General features: G+C 62.7%; 17 protein-coding genes and 1 tRNA gene. 9 read left to right on the plus strand and 9 right to left on the minus strand.

Annotated elements, in window-relative coordinates; genetic code table 11:
* Nucleotides 1-851: 851 nt before the first annotated feature.
* The gene (locus tag VMV82_06080) at nt 852-1,574 is read right to left on the minus strand and encodes a recombinase family protein (GenBank protein ID HUY41120.1); all 723 of its coding nucleotides are present in this window, start codon (nt 1,572-1,574) and stop codon (nt 852-854) included.
* Complete coding sequence (locus tag VMV82_06085; protein ID HUY41121.1) at nt 1,574-1,747, minus strand: hypothetical protein; 174 nt, start codon at nt 1,745-1,747, stop codon at nt 1,574-1,576. The genes VMV82_06080 and VMV82_06085 overlap by 1 nt, the downstream gene beginning before the upstream one ends.
* 699 nt (nt 1,748-2,446) lie before the next feature.
* Here VMV82_06085 and VMV82_06090 point away from each other — a divergent pair.
* The 4 genes from VMV82_06090 to VMV82_06105 all read left to right on the plus strand — a co-directional run bounded on the left by VMV82_06090 (nt 2,447) and on the right by VMV82_06105 (nt 4,232).
* Nucleotides 2,447-2,749: a hypothetical protein gene (locus tag VMV82_06090; protein HUY41122.1), complete on the plus strand. Its 303-nt coding sequence runs from the start codon at nt 2,447-2,449 to the stop codon at nt 2,747-2,749.
* Between the two features lie 58 nt (nt 2,750-2,807).
* The gene (locus VMV82_06095; GenBank protein ID HUY41123.1) at nt 2,808-3,404 is read left to right on the plus strand and encodes a hypothetical protein; all 597 of its coding nucleotides are present in this window, start codon (nt 2,808-2,810) and stop codon (nt 3,402-3,404) included.
* The gene (locus tag VMV82_06100) at nt 3,401-3,634 is read left to right on the plus strand and encodes a hypothetical protein (protein HUY41124.1); all 234 of its coding nucleotides are present in this window, start codon (nt 3,401-3,403) and stop codon (nt 3,632-3,634) included. Before VMV82_06095 ends, VMV82_06100 begins: the two co-directional genes overlap by 4 nt.
* A gap of 427 nt (nt 3,635-4,061) precedes the next feature.
* A complete protein-coding gene (locus VMV82_06105; GenBank protein ID HUY41125.1) occupies nt 4,062-4,232 on the plus strand; it encodes a helix-turn-helix domain-containing protein in 171 nt (56 codons plus the stop codon).
* A gap of 1,278 nt (nt 4,233-5,510) precedes the next feature.
* On the opposite strand, the gene VMV82_06110 is transcribed toward VMV82_06105, so the two are convergent.
* The 4 genes from VMV82_06110 to VMV82_06125 all read right to left on the minus strand — a co-directional run bounded on the left by VMV82_06110 (nt 5,511) and on the right by VMV82_06125 (nt 9,294).
* Nucleotides 5,511-5,586, minus strand: a tRNA-Asn gene (locus tag VMV82_06110).
* A gap of 186 nt (nt 5,587-5,772) precedes the next feature.
* Nucleotides 5,773-6,720 carry a CsgG/HfaB family protein gene (locus VMV82_06115; protein ID HUY41126.1) on the minus strand — a complete coding sequence of 316 codons (948 nt, stop codon included), beginning with the start codon at nt 6,718-6,720 and terminating at the stop codon, nt 5,773-5,775.
* 78 nt (nt 6,721-6,798) lie between these two features.
* Complete coding sequence (metK, locus tag VMV82_06120) at nt 6,799-8,022, minus strand: methionine adenosyltransferase (protein ID HUY41127.1); 1,224 nt, start codon at nt 8,020-8,022, stop codon at nt 6,799-6,801.
* Nucleotides 8,023-9,294, minus strand: a complete 1,272-nt coding sequence (locus tag VMV82_06125; GenBank protein ID HUY41128.1) for an adenosylhomocysteinase — start codon at nt 9,292-9,294, stop codon at nt 8,023-8,025.
* 53 nt (nt 9,295-9,347) lie between these two features.
* Here VMV82_06125 and VMV82_06130 point away from each other — a divergent pair, with 53 nt between their 5' ends.
* A complete protein-coding gene (locus VMV82_06130; GenBank protein HUY41129.1) occupies nt 9,348-9,914 on the plus strand; it encodes a cyclodeaminase/cyclohydrolase family protein in 567 nt (188 codons plus the stop codon).
* Here VMV82_06130 and VMV82_06135 read toward each other — a convergent pair.
* Genes VMV82_06135 through VMV82_06145 form a run of 3 tightly spaced genes read right to left on the minus strand, consistent with a single transcriptional unit; the run spans nt 9,877 to nt 12,025 of the window.
* Entirely contained in the window at nt 9,877-10,686 is an 810-nt protein-coding gene (locus tag VMV82_06135) for a phosphatase (protein ID HUY41130.1), read from the minus strand. The two genes, VMV82_06130 and VMV82_06135, sit on opposite strands and share 38 nt — an antisense overlap.
* Nucleotides 10,683-11,489, minus strand: coding sequence for a TIGR00282 family metallophosphoesterase (locus tag VMV82_06140; protein HUY41131.1), 807 nt, complete (start codon nt 11,487-11,489; stop codon nt 10,683-10,685). The genes VMV82_06135 and VMV82_06140 overlap by 4 nt, the downstream gene beginning before the upstream one ends.
* On the minus strand, nt 11,474-12,025 hold the full coding sequence (locus tag VMV82_06145; GenBank protein HUY41132.1) for a hypothetical protein: 552 nt from the start codon (nt 12,023-12,025) through the stop codon (nt 11,474-11,476). Before VMV82_06145 ends, VMV82_06140 begins: the two co-directional genes overlap by 16 nt.
* Nucleotides 12,026-12,160: 135 nt before the next feature.
* Between VMV82_06145 and VMV82_06150 the strand changes: the two genes are divergently transcribed.
* The 4 genes from VMV82_06150 to VMV82_06165 are packed head-to-tail and all read left to right on the plus strand — an operon-like array spanning nt 12,161 to nt 18,334.
* Nucleotides 12,161-12,712: a hypothetical protein gene (locus VMV82_06150; protein HUY41133.1), complete on the plus strand. Its 552-nt coding sequence runs from the start codon at nt 12,161-12,163 to the stop codon at nt 12,710-12,712.
* 44 nt (nt 12,713-12,756) lie between these two features.
* Nucleotides 12,757-15,144, plus strand: a complete 2,388-nt coding sequence (locus VMV82_06155) for a TonB-dependent receptor (protein ID HUY41134.1) — start codon at nt 12,757-12,759, stop codon at nt 15,142-15,144.
* 38 nt (nt 15,145-15,182) lie between these two features.
* Nucleotides 15,183-16,910, plus strand: a complete 1,728-nt coding sequence (locus tag VMV82_06160; protein ID HUY41135.1) for a cytochrome c — start codon at nt 15,183-15,185, stop codon at nt 16,908-16,910.
* Complete coding sequence (locus VMV82_06165) at nt 16,907-18,334, plus strand: multicopper oxidase family protein (protein ID HUY41136.1); 1,428 nt, start codon at nt 16,907-16,909, stop codon at nt 18,332-18,334. Before VMV82_06160 ends, VMV82_06165 begins: the two co-directional genes overlap by 4 nt.
* Nucleotides 18,335-18,341: the final 7 nt, after the last annotated feature.

Raw genomic sequence — 18,341 nt, forward strand, 5'->3', positions numbered from 1 at the left:
ACGGACGACTGGGGCTGGTGCCTAGACTTCACGAATAACACCACTCGCGAAATGAGCGCTGTTCGGTTTCGTGTGGTGTTTGCAGACGCGTTCAACGAAGTGGTTTGGGACGCAACGAGCGCCCGAACTGGCGATTTTGCTCCTGGAATTCTAATCCAGGGAGGCCGCAGCGTTGACGACGTTTACAGCGGGAAGCAAGTCGCGCGAAACTGTTGGACCGGTTCATGGAATGTTCCAACCCTGGCGAGCATCGCCGTGATAGTGCAAAATGCACGATACACAGACGGGACCGTTTGGAATAATACACGCGGGAAAGCCGCACTTTTGATAAACGTAACGAACACCTATTACTAGCGACCGAAGTCTGTGGTAAGACTCCAGGCGACTAACGCAGTGATGACAAAGCCCTAGCGCTATAGGACGGTTTTCTTTCTGGAGGCACAGGGGGACAAAAGTTCAAACTGCGCCGAGGACGCATGATTCTGCCGGTGTTCTGACATACGGGACTACTGCTGAGCGCGCAGCATTTCAAGCCACTCTGCGAACGCTTCTGCACTGTTGTAGCGCTTGCGGTAAGGCCTTTTCCCGGTAACGGGATCGACCGGCTTCGCCACGCTCCTACGGACGCGGATTCGCGGTTTCTTAGGCCCAGGCACGCACCCCGGAAACCACCCTTTCACCTTACCGATTCGCCCATCGGGCGGCTTCACGAACGCGTACCGACGCGCCGCGTGGTAAAAGTTGCCAGCAAACCCTGGGCCGTGGTTTATCTTCACGCCAGCCTCACTTTCGGATTTAGCCCGTATGCAAGTTTTTGCATGGGTTCGATGACCTCTGAGTCGTCCAAACGGTTAGAGCCGCGCCTGCGCGAAAAGAAGTGGCAATGCGCGCTTTCTGGAAGCACGACCCAAGATGCGGTGCACCGTCATAGGCGTAAATGGCTTGTCCGTACGGGTGGTGTGACGCCGGTTTAGCTTGTGCGCGATCCACTCGAACGACTTACCCTGGTCACGATATGACTCGATGATGGGTAGCAGGTCCGCATAGGCTTCGGTAGCCTTGGCCCGCATTGCGCTGGCGCCTAGTTTACGCCCACGTGCTGCGGCTTTTCCGCGGAGGTTGTTGCGGCATGCGGGGATATGCGATCCCAGGGGCAAGCCGCGGGCCTTGCGCGCTGCTAAAGCCGCCGAAGTGCGCTCGCGAATGAGTTTAGCTTCGTACTCTGCCACTGCACCCATGACCTGGAGCATGAACACGTTTGCCTGTGGGAAGTCGCAGGATACGAACGAGACGCCGTTCTTCATGAAGGCCGATAGAAACGCAAGGTCACGGCTCAGCCGGTCGAGCTTTGCGGTAACGAGGGTTGCACCGGCTCGTCGCGCGTGAGCAACCGCTTTCGTAAGCTCGGGCCGCGAGCTAACACGGCCGGACTCCGTCTCGCGGTAGGAGTCTATAAGGCGCCCACCCTCGCGCCTTACGTACTCGCTGACGGCTGACTGTTGGGCGTCAAGCCCAAGCCCTGAGCGTTCTTGCTTCTTCGTTGAAACGCGGTAGTACGCGATGAACTTGGTCACTAGAAACCGCGCGCGACAAGCGCGGCGCGCAGCGAGCGAGACTTCGTGAGCGCCATATATCCGAGGCCGGAGTACTGAAATAGGCGGAGCACCACGACTGAGCTTCCTGCACCGGCCAGTAAGCGCTGAAGGAACAGATACGCCATCATGGCGCACGCGTCGCGCACTCTCATATCAGGTACGTTCGGCACTGTGGAGCGAGCGATTATGTGGCCGAGAACTGCGTTTAAGTTCATCATGTATCAATCCTACATCGTCGAACCGCTGAAGTGATATGACCTAAGTCACGTCGACGGGGTAGGGTTGCAGCATGCGCACGATAAACATCGTCGCCCGGCCACCACCACACCTACTGCGTCCTCCCATTCGAAAACCTAACCCGGGACAAAAGTCGGGACACAACCCGGGACATTTTGCTATGTCGGGACATTCGGCGTGTCCCGACTTCCTCGAAAAGGATCGAACATGAAAAGACTTCCGGCCAAGTGTGAACGCTGCTCCGAACCAGTACCATCCGCCCGAGCTAGGCGGTCGTCAACGTGTTCCGCCAAGTGCGCGGAGGCCGCGAAGAAAGCGAAGCAGCGCACTAAGAGGGGGGATGGTTCTGCTGAGGTTCGCGCGAGCGACTCCGGCGAAGCCTCTCTGCTGAAAATTCCGGGTGACCTCATGGAAACACTTCAGGCCGCCAGTTGGATCGAGGAGCAAGAGCAATGCGCTTGGGCCGCCGCGGTCTCTGCATTCCTCGAATCTGATTCGAGCAGTGCGCTTGAAGAGCTTTGCTCGCGCGGGCTATTGCGCCTCCATAACGTCCAAGAGGGTGAGCGCGTCTACGTCCTGACGGCTGAAGGCCGCGCAGCACTGAAGGCCGTCGCGTGACTGAAGCCGACACGCCGAACACGCTGGAGCGTGCACCTGCACTCGCGAGCCAAGCCTACGTGTACGAGAAGCTCTTGGGCGTCGAGTTTGGAACTGACGCCGCGTACCGGCAGTGCTTCTGGCTCTTGGTCGCGCCTTCGCGCTATTGGATGCGCGGCGCGCTCACGGAGGATCAGGTCGTGCAACTTGGCCGCGCCGCTCACGACCGCTTCGTCGAAACGGAGTCAACGTGTGCGAGCGATTATTGCGACATTGGTTCGGACGTTCAGCCCGCGCTGCGTGGCGACGTTAGGCAGTGATGCTAGACCACACCAAAGGGCAGCGGCGTCGCAGTACCGAAGGACCTGCTTAGCGAATGTGGAGCAATTGATTCAAGGGCTAATCGGGACCATAGTCGGCGGTCTTATCAGCGCTGCTGTCGCTTTCGTGACTTTGCGGGGATCGCTCGGGAACCAACTGCAACTCGAAGAACGAAAATTCGAATACCGTAAACAACTTGAGGCGCGGGAGCGAGAACATCGAGCGTCAGCGTTTCAGAGAAAACTGGTGCGAACCGTGCGGCGTCTACATAACACGTCGCGCATGGATGCCAAGGCACGAGTTTCTGTCCCCGCATGGAAACGAATTACCAAAGTTCTGGAAGGCTTGCTCGAAAGCGACGAATGTGCTCAGTCCCTGGATGATACGACTTATGAGGCCGTATGGAAAGCGTGCGACGAGTCGCAAGCAGCGACGATGTTTCTTGAGACATGGACGGGGGATGCAAGGAATCCGGCCGCTGTGGTGCTCTTATCCCTTGCTGAGTACTCCAAAGCGCTGGAAGCCTGCTTTGTAACACTTGGAGATAAAGACCGAGCACGCAACGTGCATGATGCTTGCGCGAAAAACTTCAAGGGAGTCGGGTTCTGTATGACTGACGACTACGACCGCAAAGCGGCTTACCCAAACCCATGAGCAGCGACCCATTCGAACCCGGCAACGTCTCCAGCCTCGGCACGTTCCGCGGCGCGTACTATGACGACGACGCGACGGAGATAGGGAGTGATGACCTGAGCGCGCGGCCTCGAATACAACCCTGCCAACAGCCACAGAATGCCTCGGCGACATGGATCGCGGTGGTCGTGATCATCGTCGCGATTCCGGTCTTACTCCTAGCCGGGTGGCTACTGTCGCTCTTTCAGTAACCCGGCTGATGCCCAACCACCGAATTACACTCGAAAAAGTCCCGGCTGCGTCATTACCATTCAGTAGACCAGTTTTTCGGGTGTACACCGAAGGAAAAAATCCAACAGAGGTGCTCGACAAAAGGCCTGTTTCGCGGTACTATACTGGTAAGGGGAGCAGTCACACAATCGCGAGGCGCAGTGCGTCGGCGCGATTCGCAATTCTGGGGCAAAAGGTATTCTGTGGAGAATACAAAGCGAAAAAGCGCGTAAACACTGAGCGCCGCCTATAGCGCGAGCGCACCGGCCTTCGAGGTATACGTCTAAAACCTCGAACCGTAGGGCCGTAGGGCGCGACCAAGGTAAACCAAACTTGCATACACGATCCAAGCGGGACGAAAGCTCGTCGCCGCTTTCTGCAAACATGCCCGAGCACAAGCGTCTTACCATGACCGTGGCTGAGGCCGCTGGAATGCTTGGCATCGGAATAAATACCGCCTATGAGGCCGTGAGGCGCGGAGAACTTCCCGCCGTGCGTTTCGGAAGGCGCGTAGTGGTCCCGATAGCCGGGCTTGAAAGTGTCCTCCGTATGGACGCCGAACCGACCGGCACCGCCTGACCCTTACGCGGGCGGAGAAAGGAGAACAACCTTGCAAGTCAAGGCCAAAGCACGCGGCGACAAGTGGAGCGTGCTCATTGACCTGCCACGCAAGAACGGAAGGCGGAAGCAGAAACGCTTTACCTCGCGCACTAAGGGCGAAACCGAGCGACTCGCGCTGAAGTACCTGGCCGAAGCTAAGGCAAAGAAAGCACAACCGCAGACGCGAACAGTCGGCGATCTACTCGATGCGTGGTTGGCCGACGTGCGCCCTTCGATTGAATCGCGGACTTACGCTTCATACGAAAGCGTGGTCCGGCTGTATCTACGACCAGAGCTAGGTCCCGATAGACTCTGCGAGCTATCGGCAGAGGCAATCTCTTCCGCGCGAGACGCTTGGATGAGCGCCAGCCGCAAGGATAAGCGAAAGGGGACAATCTCAGGAACCACGGCCCGATATGTCCTCCGCACCCTTAAAACGGCGCTCACGTTTGGGATAGAGCGTAAATGGCTGGACGAGAATCCCGCCAGGTACGTCAAACCCCCAAAAGCGTCCGAGTCAGAGAAGCGGCCATTAGAGGCAGAGGAAGTACGCTCGCTGCTTTCCGCTGCAAGAAACACGGCTCTGTTCTGCCCTGTCCTAATCGCCTTATACTCCGGCGTTCGGCGAGGCGAACTGCTCGCAGTTAAGTGGGAGGACTTCGACCTCGTGGATGGCTCCCTCACTGTGCGACGCTCGCTAGAAGTTGACAGACTGGACGGCTACGCCATCAAAGAGAAGGCGCCAAAAAGCGCGTCGAGCAAACGCGCCATACCGATTCCGGCCTCGGTCGTTGAGGAGCTTCGAGAGTACAAAGTCGCTCAAGCACAGCGACTGCAGGTTCTGGGCTTGGATCAGGAGTCAGAGACCCTGGTCTTTGATCGTGGGGACGGCCAGCCGTGGCACCCGGATACATTCGGCCAAGCGTGGATCGAGTTCGCAAAGACGTGCGGCGTGCGTCGGGTTCGATTCCATGACCTAAGGGCTACGTTCGCAAGCCTGCTCATCGAAGCGGGAGTCGATCCGGTAACAGTGCAGCACTTCCTTGGACACTCGACCCTGAACATGACGATGCGCGTCTATGCCAAGGCCACGACGCGAGCGAAGCGTGCTGCTGCAGACCGGCTCGAAGCCTCGCTCATGCAGCCGTCCGAGACTTCCTGTGACCAAATGGTGACCAGAACGTCGGACACGCTCGCTTGCGCAATCCCTACAAAAGCGAAAACCCTCGACAAATCAAGGGTTTCCACTCCTGTAAGTGGCTCCGGATGCTGGACTCGAACCAGCGACCCGCTGATTAACAGTCAGCTGCTCTACCAACTGAGCTAATCCGGAACGTGCGGCAAGGGGCCGCCGCATCAGCAGTATAAGGCAGGGAAATCAACCAGGCAAATTCCAACGAGGCCGATGTCCTGCGCTGCTACCAGTGCGGCGGCACGACGTTCATCTACAAGCACGCCAAGGCCTTTTGCGCCGATTGCGGTCAGCTCGCGGCCAACTGCTGCGGCGACTAAAGGCGCGTTACGGTTCCGACTGTACCTGCTCTCCCTTTTTCGGAGCGCCGGAAACGCGTCGAGCGATCGCGGTCTCGCCGCTCACCGCCGTAACTTGCAACCGGCCCGTGGGTTCGTTCACCGTCAGATAACGTCCGGTGCCCGGGTCACGAACCTGCATCACCTTGTTGACCTGGAAGTATTGTCCCACCGAGACGCCGCGTGACGACCCGACGTTGATGATGTAGTAGCCGTTGTCGAACCCGATGATACGCCCCCAGAGCGTCGGCATCGCCGGCACCGATGCCAGCCGATGCGGATCGATGTGTGCAGCGATCAGCTTCGCTTCCGCGTCGATGAGATGCCCCATCGTCGACGACGTGAAGTTCGAGTTGTGGTAGCTTCCGTACGTGCCGCTCAAGAAGCTGATGCCGCCGGCGCCCCATGAGTTCGCCGTCTGCGTTTGCTCGTCGTCAAAGGCTTGCACGATACGCCCGGTCTGCGTGTCGACGACGCGCACCGCGACTTTGATCGTTACGCGCGTGCTGTGATAGCCTCCGGCGACGCCGCCGAGAATTCCGCCGATGGCCTGCCCGGCGTTGGCACCCGAGGCTCCCGTCTGCTCGAACTGCAGAACGTTACCTTCGACCAGGAAGTGTGCTCCGACCAAGCGACCGGCCCGAACGGCGGTCTCGGGATCGACCGCACCTGACGTGTCGAGCTGATGCTCTTGCATCGTGTCGCCGAGCTTCGCTCTCTCCACAACGTTGAAGTTGCCTTCGTTGACCAGCTCGTCGGTGACGAGATCAGAGAGCGCAACCCCGGGTTGGAACTGACCCCACCAGTCACCGGTGAGACCTTGCGTTGAGAAGTTCATTACTGCGATGGATGGCTGCTGCTGCGCGACAGCCGGCAACCTGCTCGCCAGGCCGAAGCTCAGGCCGGCGAATGCGATAAAAACGAGGAAACGCCGCATACCATGTACCTCCGATGGGCAAGTGCGTAGTTGCCCGAGGGGGTCCATTCGAGCGGCACCTTGCGGTGCCTGCAGGAGCTAGCTTGCGAAGTTCGGTACGCGCAGAGACTCGCCGGTAAAACGCGTGGCCCGGCGCAGGGCCTCCACGCGATCGATCTTCTCCCACGGCAGATCGAGCTCGGGTCTGCCGAAGTGCCCATACGATGCGGTCTGCCGATACATTGGCCGCCGCAAGTTGAGATGGTGAATGATCGCGGCCGGCCGCAGATCGAACACGTCCGCAATCGCTTGGGCAATCGTCTCGTCCGGCATTCTCCCGGTGCCGAACGTTTCCACGAGCACGCTCACCGGATGCGCGACGCCGATGGCATATGCCAGCTGCACCTCGCAGCGGTCCGCAAGCCCTGCCGCGACGACGTTCTTCGCAACCCAGCGCGCGGCGTAGGCGCCCGAGCGATCCACCTTGGTCGGGTCCTTCCCCGAGAACGCACCGCCGCCGTGGCGCGCCATGCCGCCGTACGTGTCGGCGATGATCTTGCGTCCCGTCAAGCCCGCGTCGCCCTTCGGTCCGCCGATGACGAAACGTCCCGTCGGATTCACGAACACGCGCGTGCGCGCATCGTGCATCGCCTCGGGAATCACGTGGTTGATCACCCGCTCGGTAATTTCGTTGCGAATGACCTCGAGCGGTATCTCGGGGTCGTGCTGTGCCGAGACGACGACCGCATCCACACGGACGGGCTTGTCGCCATCGTACTCGACGGTGACCTGCGATTTGCCGTCCGGGCGAAGGTACGGAATCGCTCCGTTCTTCCGCACCGCAGCCAGGTGACGGGTGAGGTTGTGTGCGAGCACGATCGGCAACGGCATGAGCTCGTCGGTCTCGCGGCACGCGTAGCCGAACATCATGCCCTGATCGCCGGCACCGGTGAGCTCGAACGCGTCATCGTCGCCGGCCTTCGCCTCGAGCGACTTATCGACGCCGAGCGCGATGTCGGGTGACTGCTCGTCGATCGAGACGCTCACGCCGCACGTCTCGGCGTCGAAGCCGATGGACGAGCGCGTGTATCCGACCTCGCGAATCGTTTCGCGCACGAGGCGCGGAATGTCGACGTAGGTCTTCGTCGTCACCTCACCCGCGATATGGATCTGCCCGGTGATCGCAAACGTCTCGACGGCAACCCGGGATTGCGGGTCGTCTTTCAGCAATGCGTCCAGAACAGCGTCCGAGATTTGATCGGCGAGCTTGTCGGGATGCCCCTCGGTGACCGACTCAGAGGTAAAGAGCCGACGATATGCCACTTACGTTCCCTCGCTCCAGGATGCCATGTACTTCTCCTGCTCCGGCGTCAGCGTGTCGATACCGATGCCCATCGACGCGAGCTTGAGCTGCGCGACCTCTTCGTCGATCTCGATCGGTACGTCGTACACCTTCTTCTCGAGCCGTGCGTGCTCCGCAGCGAGGAACGCCGCGCACATCGCCTGATTTGCAAAGGACATGTCCATCACGGCAGCGGGATGGCCCTCGCCCGCCGCGAGATTGACGAGCCGGCCTTCCGCGAGGATGCACACCCGCCGGCCGTCGGCGAGCTCGAACTGTTCGACGAAGGCGCGAGGCTGCGTCCTGCGTACGGCGAGACGAGCAATCGCGTCGAGATCGAGCTCGTCGTTGAAGTGGCCGGAGTTACAGACGATTGCGCCGTCTTTCATCGCGCGGAAATGCTCCTCACGAATGACGTGATAGTTACCGGTCACGGTCACGAAGACGTCCCCGATCTTCGCCGCCTCGGCAATCGTCATCACGCGGTAACCGTCCATCACCGCTTCGATCGCCTTGCGCGGGTCGACCTCGATGACGACGACGTGCGCACCCATCCCCGCCGCACGCGAGGCGATGCCGCGCCCGCACCATCCGTAGCCGACGACGACCACGGTGCGGCCGGCGAGGAGCACGTTCGTCGCTCGGATGATCCCGTCGAGCGTCGATTGCCCGGTTCCGTATCGGTTGTCGAACATGTGCTTGGTCAGCGCATTGTTGACGGCAACCACGGGATACGGCAGGACGCCGTCGCGCTGCATCGCGCGTAGCCGAATCACGCCGGTCGTCGTTTCCTCGCAGCCGCCGATCATGTGCGGGAGCAGCTCTTTGTGGCTCTTGAAGATCGTGGTGACGAGATCGCAGCCGTCATCCATCGACATCTGGGGGCGCGTCGCGATCACCGACTCGATGTGTGCGTAATACCGCGCGTGATCTTCGCCCTTGATCGCAAACGTGGGTATGCCGTTCTCGCACAAGGCTGCCGCAACGTCGTCCTGCGTCGAGAGCGGGTTGCTGGCGCAGAGCGCGATCTGCGCCCCGCCGGCCTGCAGCGCGAGCATGAGGTTCGCCGTCTCCGTGGTGACGTGCAGGCACGCCCCGATCCGCACCTCGCGCAGCGGTTTGTCGCGCTCGAAACGCTCGCGAATCTGTGCGAGGACCGGCATGTACGCGCCGGCCCACGCGATCCGCGCGCGTCCTTGCTCGGCGAGCGTACGGTCTTTGACGTCACCTTGCGGCGCAACGGCAGTTTGCATCCGCGCTCCTTCGCCGAAAGGCCCCTCATCCCCGTTGCAAAAATGCACCTCTCGTGAAGAGCCTCGCAGCATACCTCGAACAGCTTGCTTCGACGAGCCCCACGCCCGGCGGCGGTAGTGCTGCGACCATCGTCGCAGCGCTCGGGGCATCGCTCGTTGCAATGGCTGCGCGCATCACCGCGGGCAATCCGCGCTACGCACCGCAGCGCGGGCGCGCGCACGGCATAGCGTCGCGCGCCGACCTGCTGCGCGAGCGGCTGTTGGAGGCTGGGTCGCGCGACGAAGATGCCTTCGCGGCCGTCGTGGCAGCGCGCGGCGATGCTCGGCAGCAGGCACTAATACGCGCCGCGCAAGAGCCTCTGCGCGCGATGTCGCTCGCACTCGACGTGCAGCGCCTCGCCGTCGAGGCGCTCGACCTCGGTAACCCGCATCTTGCGAGCGATGCCGCGAGCGCAAGCGAGTTCGCTGCGGCTGCACTGGCCGCGTGCGCCTACAACGTGCGCATCAACCACCGCGCCATGAACGATCGGGCGGTCGTGGACGACCAGCGCAACGCGATGGAAGCCTACGAAACCGAGAGCGCTATGCTGCTCCGGCAAGCGCGAGAAAAGGCGCAATAGCCTCGTCGTCCACGCGCATCCCGACGCCGTGGGCGTGATAGCGGATGTCGTGAAAATCCGATCCCGCCGTCATGACGAGCCCACGTTCCTTCGCCTTCTCGCGGAAGAAGCGGACGTCGTCGTCGTCATGGAGCGGGTAGAACACCTCCAAGCCGTGCAGGCCGTGCTCGACGAGCGCATCGATGATCCCCCGGTCCTTCAAGCGGCCAGGATGCGCCAGCACGGCAATGCCCCCGCAATCGCGGATGCACGCAATGGCCTCCGGCGGCGTTACGTGCGTCGAGGGAACGTAGCCGGGGCGCCCACGTCGTAGCAGGCCGCGAAACGCCGCAGCCACGTCCGAGGCCTCGCCGGCGCGGACGAGCGCCTTGGCGACGTGCGGGCGCCCGAGCGATTTCGAGCCGCGCGCTTCTTCGAGCACCGCGCCGAAGGTGATCCGGTAGCCGGCGGCCTGAAGCTGCACGACCATGCGCTCTGCGCGCGCACGGCGTTCGGCGCGGTTGCGCTCGAGCATCGCGTTCAGCGCGGCATCATCTAAAGGAAGCGCGTAGCCGAGCAGGTGTACCTCATTGTCCCGCCAGGTGGTATTGATCTCGATCCCCGTGACGACGCGCGTCCCGGCGGCCGCACGAAAGGCGCCGTACGCCGAGAGCGTGTCGTGGTCGGATATCGCGAAGACGTCGACGCGGCGATCGCGCATGTAGTCGGCCAAGGCCTGCGGCGTAAGAGAGCCGTCGCTCTCGATCGTGTGACAGTGAAAATCGACGATCACGGGATGCCGCGAAGGAAGAGCCGCTTGATCTCCGTCGCCTTACCGCTGGCCGTATCGATGGCAACGACGATCGCGCAAAACTGCCGTGGCCCGGTCTTCTGCACCGAGAAGCGGTCCGAGACGCCCACCAGGAACCGGTCGAGCACGGCTTTTTGCTCCATGCCGATGATGCCGTCGGTCGGACCTGTCATACCGACGTCGCTGATAAAGGCGGTTCCGCCGGGAAGGATCTGCTCGTCCGCGGTCTGGACGTGGGTGTGCGTACCGTAGACCAGCGAGACGCGGCCGTCGAGATACCGCCCGAGCGCCACCTTCTCCGACGTCGCTTCGGCGTGCACGTCCACGACGATCGCGCGCGTCTGCGGGCTCAATCCCTGGAGGCAGGCGTCTGCCGCGCGAAACGGATCGTCGACGGGTGGCATGAACGTGCGGCCCATGACGTTGATCACACCTACCGTGACGCCCTCGACCGAGAACGTGCCGTACCCGTGGCCCGGAAATCCTTCGGGATAGTTCGCCGGGCGAAGGACGCGCTCTGACGCGTCGAGATACGCGCCGAAATCGCGTTTGTCCAGGATGTGGTTGCCGCCGGTGATGAAGTCGACCCCGGTATCGAAGAGCTCCTGCGCGGTCTGCGCGGTAAGCCCGAAGCCGCCTGCGACGTTCTCGCCGTTCGCGATGCACGCGTGCACGCGGTGCTGCTCCCGAAGCAACGCCAACAGGCGCTTGAGGGTATCGCGCCCAGGGGATCCGACGACGTCGCCGATGATGAGGAGATTCAGCGAGCTTAGCGGCGAGCCGATGCCTTTGCTTTCTTCTGGGCCTTCAGGAAATACACCAAGACGCGTTTCTCTTCGCGAAAGCCGACGAGATTCTTCGACTGCGTGGGATCGCGTAGCGCCTCGATCGCGTAGAGCGCCGCCTCATCTTGGGCGGCTTCGTCCTCCTCGAAGCCGTCGTCGGCGCGAGGACTACAGACGAGTGCGTCTTCGAAGCGGGCAAGAAAGAAGGCCCCGAGCATCTCCAGCTCGTCCTTCGAGAAACTCTCCAAATCCCGAGTCACGTGAATAAAGCTCATCGGCCGCTCGCTCTCGCACTCGACCCGCAGACTCTCCGGCGCCCCGCCGGAGAGCAGAACGAAAGCGCCGACGTGATCGCTCACGAGCTCGGCGATCTGCCGCTGGGCGGCGCGGTCGAGCCGCTGCCGCACGGCGAAGGTGAGACGCACCGTACCCTCTGCCGGCATGGCGCGAATCGAAGCCAGCTCCGGAAAGCGCGCCAGGAGCGCGCAGACCAAGCTGACCGTGTCGGCATTCTCGACCGGGAGGCGGGAGTTCACGTTAGGTGCTGTCGCCATGCCTTTCTTGGAGATACGTATCCCCCAAAAGACGGGCTGCGCCTAGGGGGAGGGGCCGGGAGTGTACGACGCCCGCTCAAGGCCAACCCTTGCGACTGGACGAAAGTTGCGGCCTCGATGAGGGCGAGAGAGCTCCCAGGAGCCGTCGTATTCGGGCTTATTGCTTCGCTTTTGGCCCATGCTGCCGGCTACGGCAGCGGCCACGCGATAGGCGGCTCCTACCACGAGCTACTCCTCGTGCTGAGCGCGCTCGCGCTGCTCGGAGGAGTGCTTGCCGTTGGGGCGCTCGCTTGGGCGGGCGCCGGACGAACGCAAGAGGGCTCCATTCTGGCCGCCCGGCTGAAAACCGCGGTTCCGAGCTGGCCCGCTCTCACTGTGGCTGCCGCCTCGTGGCTGGCGCTCGCCGAGCATCTCGAACCGCGGCATCAAACCGTTTCGCCGCCGTTGCTGCTCGCAGCCGTCGCGCTAGCTGCATGGCTGCTGCTGGTCCTGGCGCGCGGTGCTATCTCCCTCTTGGCTGCAGCCGCCATCGCGATTCGCTGCGGCCGCTTCGCCCAGCGCCCTCTCGCGTGGCGCATCCGCGCTTGCCCGACGCCGACGGTCTCACGCATCCTGCGCGCGGCCCGCCGTTACGCTCGTCCTCCCCCGACCGCGGTACTCGGCGCGTAAGCGCCTCTTCCAACCGCTACCGCGTTCCTTTCGAAAGGGAGTCTGTGTTTCGCATTCTTGCGGCGCTTTTTGCCGCACTCAGCATCGAGGTTGCAACCTTCGCCTTCGCATTTGCCGTCGCCGGCGCGGCGACGACAGGTCTCGTCCGCGGCACCGTTACGCTCGATGGCGCGCCGGCGCCGCGAGCGCGCGTCACGCTCGTGGGCGAGGGCTCGCGCTTCGTCGCGACGACCGACGCACACGGGGTGTACGTCTTCTCAACCGTTCCGTTCGGCGACTACCTTCTGACCGCGCACGCCGACAGCGCGTTGGCCCGCTCCTATACACTGAGTGTCTCGAGCGACTCCATCGTCACCGTCGACGTCGCACTCTCTCATCTGCACGCGATCGCCCACGCGACGGTCGCCGCGAACGCAGGCGTCACGGGGACGCCAGTCGGCGTAAACCAGATCGACCGTAGCGCGATCCAGGCTTCCCCCGATGAAAACGATCTGAACCGGTTGATCGAGACGATGCCGGGCATCGTGCGTTTCTCCTATGACGAGCCGGTTGCGCTCGGTTTTCACGGCGTCACCTACAATATCGACGGGGCTCCGCTCCCGCTCGCTACCAGCTCCAACTTCGCGCAGATCGTCGATCCTGCCGACATCGATTCGATCGAGATATATACGGGTGATTTTCCGGCCGAGTACGGTGGCGAGCGCATGGGCGCCCTCGTCAACGTCATCACCGACCGCTCGAGCGACATCGGACAGGGAAACTTCGGCCGGTTAACCGAGGGCGTGGGCAACTACGGCCAAGCCATCGCAGAGCTGGCCGACGAGGCACGCTCGGGCTCGACCGAGGTGTTTCTCGACGTGAACACCCAGCAGACGAACTATGGAATCGACGCGCCGACGTACGTGCCCATCCACGACAACAGCTCCTCGAGTGACGAGTTCCTGCGTGCGATCACGCAGATCGACAGCCGCTCCACGCTCGCTTTCGATTACGGCAATCAGTTCTCGCAGTTCGAGATTCCGATCAACGCCGACCCGAGCAATCCGCTCGACCCCGTGACGAGCGCTCCCGGGACCGACGACGTACAGCGCGAGTACGACCGCTTCGCGAGCGCGAACTACACGCTTGCGTCGCGCGACGGAAGCGGCGTCTTCCAAGTGATTCCGTGGTATCGCATGACGCGCGTCGTCTACGCGGGAGACTTGGCCAATGACGTGCTCGCAACCCAGTTCGATCCCAACACGGGAACGCTGGACCACCTCGTAGGACTCGATCAGGATCGCCTGGCCGCCTACGCCGGGATCCGCGTCAGCGACTTTCGCGCGACGGGAACGCATGCGTGGAAGATCGGGATCGATGCCGATCGCGAGAACTTTACGGCGAACGAGACCTTCGCATGCTACTACGTCCAGTGCAATTCGACGCTCTCACCGGTATCGCCGTACTACCCGGTCTACACGGCGCAAGCTCGGGCGGGCTCCGCGATCGGACTCTACGCGCAAGACACGTGGACGCCGATACGAATCCTTTCCATTCAGTACGGCCTGAGATACGATCGCTCGACCGGCTACGTCGGCGGGGACATGCTCGAACCGCGAATCGCAGCGAACCTCCAAGCCGATCCCAAAAACATCGTCCATGTCTACTACGGGCGGTTCTACGCAGCGCCTCAATTGGAGGACGTTCGCCAAGCCTGCGCGTTGTTGGGAGCCGGCTCCGGCGGCTGCCCGGCGAATCCCGTCTACAACCTGCAGCCCGAGCGAGACGCGTACTTCGAGATGGGCTTGCAGCACGCGTTCTCTCCGACGATGACCGGCTACGTGAACCTCGACGAGCGTAACGTCATCAACGTGCTCGACACGACGCAGCTCTTGAATACGCCGCTCTTCGCCGTCTTCAACAATGCGCTCGGCCGCTATACGGGCGTCGAGATGCGCCTCGAGGATCGCCTCGAGAACGGCAACTCGTGGTACGTCACGACCACGGTCTCGTCGTCGCAGGCCGGCGGCATATCGGGCTCGACGTTCCTCTTCGGACCCGCGCCGAATCCGCCGGGAGTGCCGCTGACCTCGCCCGAACTGCTTTCGCCGGAGGATCACGACCAAACGGTTGCGTCGACGGCAGGATACACGGCGCGCTTCGGGCCCGCGCGGGAGTGGTACGCAACGCTGCAGGGCGATTACGGTACGGGCTATCCAGTCGCATTCGAGAACGCGACGACATCGCTCTCGGGGCGTCTCCCCTCGCATCTCGCGTTCGACGCATCCCTTGGCCGAACGCTCGTCGGGACGCCGAACCACGGCCTCGGCGTTCGGGTCGACGTCGAGAATCTGCTAAACCATCAATACGTCCTCAAGATAGCCAACGGCTTCAACACGACGCAGATCGCGCCCGGGCGCAGTGCGCTCGTGCGATTGACCGAGGCCTTCTAGCGAGGACTGCTGGTGCAACGAATGAATAAGGAGCTCCGATGAGGCGCCTCATTTCGATCGCGTGGCTCTGCTGCGCGTGTGCATTCTTGTTCCTGATTGCTGCGCGCGCGGCCCGGGCGGTACCGGTCTTCGCAAACGGGCAGGGCGTCTCGTGCGAGGAGTGCCACACGACCTTTCCCGGCATGACGCCGTACGGCATGATGGTCATGATGACGAACTTCCAAACGCTCAACCGTCACCTGCAGGATCAAGCGCTGCCCTTTGCGGTGCGCGCGTACGTCACATCGTATCTCGCCAACAAGGATCGGCCCGGCGCGCTGATGGTCTCGGATCTGTCGCTCTTGGGCGGCGGCTTCCTTGGCCGCAACTTCACGTGGTACCTCGAGCAGCATGCGATCGACTCCGGGCAAATCGGACAGACCGAGCAGATGTGGCTTTCGTGGAACGGCCTCTTCCATGGAACGAACTCGCTGCAGCTCGGAAAGTTTCACACGCCCTTCCCGTTCATGCCGGCGCACGCCTGGACGCTCGGCAGCTACCTGCTCGCGACGCAGCAGACCGGGCAGAACGTCTTCAACCCGAACGAAGCGCGCTGGGGAATGGCCTTCAGCGGAATGTCGAACGAGTTCATGTACAATCTATCGTACCTCACCGGGAGCGGGGCGACCGGCGACGCGCTCGACTACAACCAGACCGTGAATCCACGAACGCTCGATGCGAACGTCTCCTACGGCGGCATGTCGGAGCCGTGGAGCATTGGAATCGTGGGCATGCGCGGGTTCGCGCCGCTGCACGACGCGCTCGGAGCGTTCGCCGGCACCGATCCCTTCACGCGCGAAGGTCTCTACTACGGCTACCAGACGCCGCAGTGGCATTTCCAAACGATGTTCTATCACGGCTTCGACGCGCAACCTGCTCTCTCGGAGCGCGACGTCCCGCTCAACGGCTTCATGCTGGAGGTGGAGCGCGACATCGGTTGGCGCAATCACGTCCTGCTCCGTTACGACGTCGCGAGCTCCGACACGCTCAACCGGCAGTACGTGCTCGACTTCTCGCACAATCTCCAGCCGAATATGGCACTTATCGGCGAGCTGCTCGTGGGGCCGAACGCGGCGCCGCAGATCGGACTCCAGCTCGCCTTCGCGGGACCGTACGAGCCCGGGAAGCGTTTCTTGTTCAGCGAACCCGCCGGGGTCACCGTCGAGCCGATCGTACCCCGCGTTGCCGCAGCCTCGCCTCTCGCCCCCGCCGCGTCCGCAAACGCCGGCGCAGGGCTCGTCGCGCAGAACGGATGCACGGGCTGCCACGGCACGAACTTCCAAGGCGGGATCGGTCCGGCGCTCTTCGGAATCGAGCATCGCTTGACGCCGCAAGGAATCGCGTTTGCGATCTTGCATCCGCATCCACCGATGCCGAACTTCGGATTCACCGCGGCGCAAGTAGCGGATATCGCCGCCTATCTCTCGAGTCTCGACGGCGGAGCCGCGGGAGCCGGCCCGACGATCTCGCTGAGCCCGCAGAACCCTGCGACGACCGCGACGCTGACCGTTCGTTTTCCGGGCACCATACCGGCGCTGGTAACCGCCGCCGCGATCATGCACATGGGGATAGAGACGCATCAATACGCGGTCACGCTTCGGCCGACGAGCGACCCACACGTCCTGAGCGGAGTTCTGCGCTTCAACATGGCAGGACCGTGGGTCGTCGAGGTCCGCTACGGGAGTACGGTCATTGACAAACCGATCGAAGTCGGGGGCGGCTCGTGAACCGCGCCGCGTTCCTGCGGCGCAGCGCCGGCGCGATGGCCGTCGCGTCGATCGCGCCGCTTTCGGAACGCGCGCTCGCGAGCGACGTGGTCGAGTACGCGCTCACGGCCGCAGCGCTGACCTTCACGCCGGCGCCCGGTATCGCGTTCCCCGCGCTCGGGTACAACGGGCGCGTTCCCGGTCCGCTTCTTCGGGTCGTCCACGGCCAGCGCGTACGCGTCCTCTACCGAAATCTCACCGGCGTTGCGACCACCGTGCACTGGCACGGGATGATCCTGCCCAACGCGATGGACGGCGTTCCCGGGGTGACGCAAGCTCCGGTGCTGCACGGCGGGAGCTTTCGCTACGAGTTCGCGCCGGGGCCACCCGGAACGCGCTGGTACCACGATCACGGCATGATGCTCGGCGCGGTGCGTGGGCTCTTCGGCATGTTCGTCGTCGACGATCCGAAGGAGCAGCGCGCGGACAAAGAGTTCGCGCTGGTCTTCCACGACGTGCCGGACATGCAGAGCGTGCACGCGGCCATGGCCGGGCGCAGCTCCGCGCCGATGACGGACCCGGTAGGCTCTCCCGAGATGGCAGAGATGATGCCCAACGACCGTATGGGGGACGAGGTTTCGTATCGTGCGCACTGCATCAACGGCGAAAGCTATCCCGCAACGCAGTCGCTTACCGTCAACGTCGGAGAGCGCGTGCGGCTGCGCATTCTCAACGCCAACCCAACGCAGACGCGATACGTGCGCTTGGCGGCGCATCGCCTCACCGTTACGCACGCCGACGGCAATCCGCTCGAGCGACCGGTCGACGTGGACGCGTTGCGCATCGGCGTTGCCGAGCGTTACGATGCATGGTTCGAGGTAACGCGGCCGGGAGCGTGGCTCCTCCAAGGCCTCTCGAGCGATCCGCTCGCATTCGAACAGGCCGTCGTCGTTCGCACGCCCGGCATGGAGAACGTCTCGCCGCAGAGCAGTTCGCAATCGCTCGAAGGCGTCGATTATTTCACCTACGAGAAAGCCTGCGGCGTCGGCGGTGACTACCGGGAACGCCCGGCCGACGTGCGCAAAGCGTTGACCCTCGGCGGCGGCACGTACGGGACGTCGATCTGGTCGATCGACGGAAAGCAATGGCCCAACACGCCGAAGATTCACGTTCGGCGCGGCGACCGCGTCGCCGTGACGTTCACGAACAAGACCGACATGGAGCATCCCATGCACCTTCACGGGCACGTCTTTTCCATCGTCGCGATCAACGGCAAGGCTCTGCTGCGACCGCTGGCAAAGGACGTCTCCCTCGTTCCTGCAAACGGCGGAACGTTGAGCTGGACGTTCGACGCCACGTCGCCTGCCGGGCGTTGGCTGCTCCACTGCCACAACGAAGTCCACATGATGGACGGAATGATGACGGAGGTCGACTATCTCTCGTAAGCACGAT

Source organism: Candidatus Dormiibacterota bacterium, from assembly GCA_035532035.1.
Lineage (GTDB): Bacteria > Vulcanimicrobiota > Vulcanimicrobiia > Vulcanimicrobiales > Vulcanimicrobiaceae > Tyrphobacter.

What these genes read in the sequence shown, in the direction of transcription:
- VMV82_06085 (HUY41121.1), bottom strand. Translation starts at nt 1,747, where the DNA reads ATGAGAGTGCGCGACGCGTGCGCCATGATGGCGTATCTGTTCCTTCAG.
- VMV82_06100 (HUY41124.1), top strand. Translation starts at nt 3,401, where the DNA reads ATGAGCAGCGACCCATTCGAACCCGGCAACGTCTCCAGCCTCGGCACG.
- VMV82_06105 (HUY41125.1), top strand. Translation starts at nt 4,062, where the DNA reads ATGACCGTGGCTGAGGCCGCTGGAATGCTTGGCATCGGAATAAATACC.
- VMV82_06115 (HUY41126.1), bottom strand. Translation starts at nt 6,720, where the DNA reads ATGCGGCGTTTCCTCGTTTTTATCGCATTCGCCGGCCTGAGCTTCGGC.
- VMV82_06125 (HUY41128.1), bottom strand. Translation starts at nt 9,294, where the DNA reads ATGCAAACTGCCGTTGCGCCGCAAGGTGACGTCAAAGACCGTACGCTC.
- VMV82_06150 (HUY41133.1), top strand. Translation starts at nt 12,161, where the DNA reads ATGAGGGCGAGAGAGCTCCCAGGAGCCGTCGTATTCGGGCTTATTGCT.
- VMV82_06160 (HUY41135.1), top strand. Translation starts at nt 15,183, where the DNA reads ATGAGGCGCCTCATTTCGATCGCGTGGCTCTGCTGCGCGTGTGCATTC.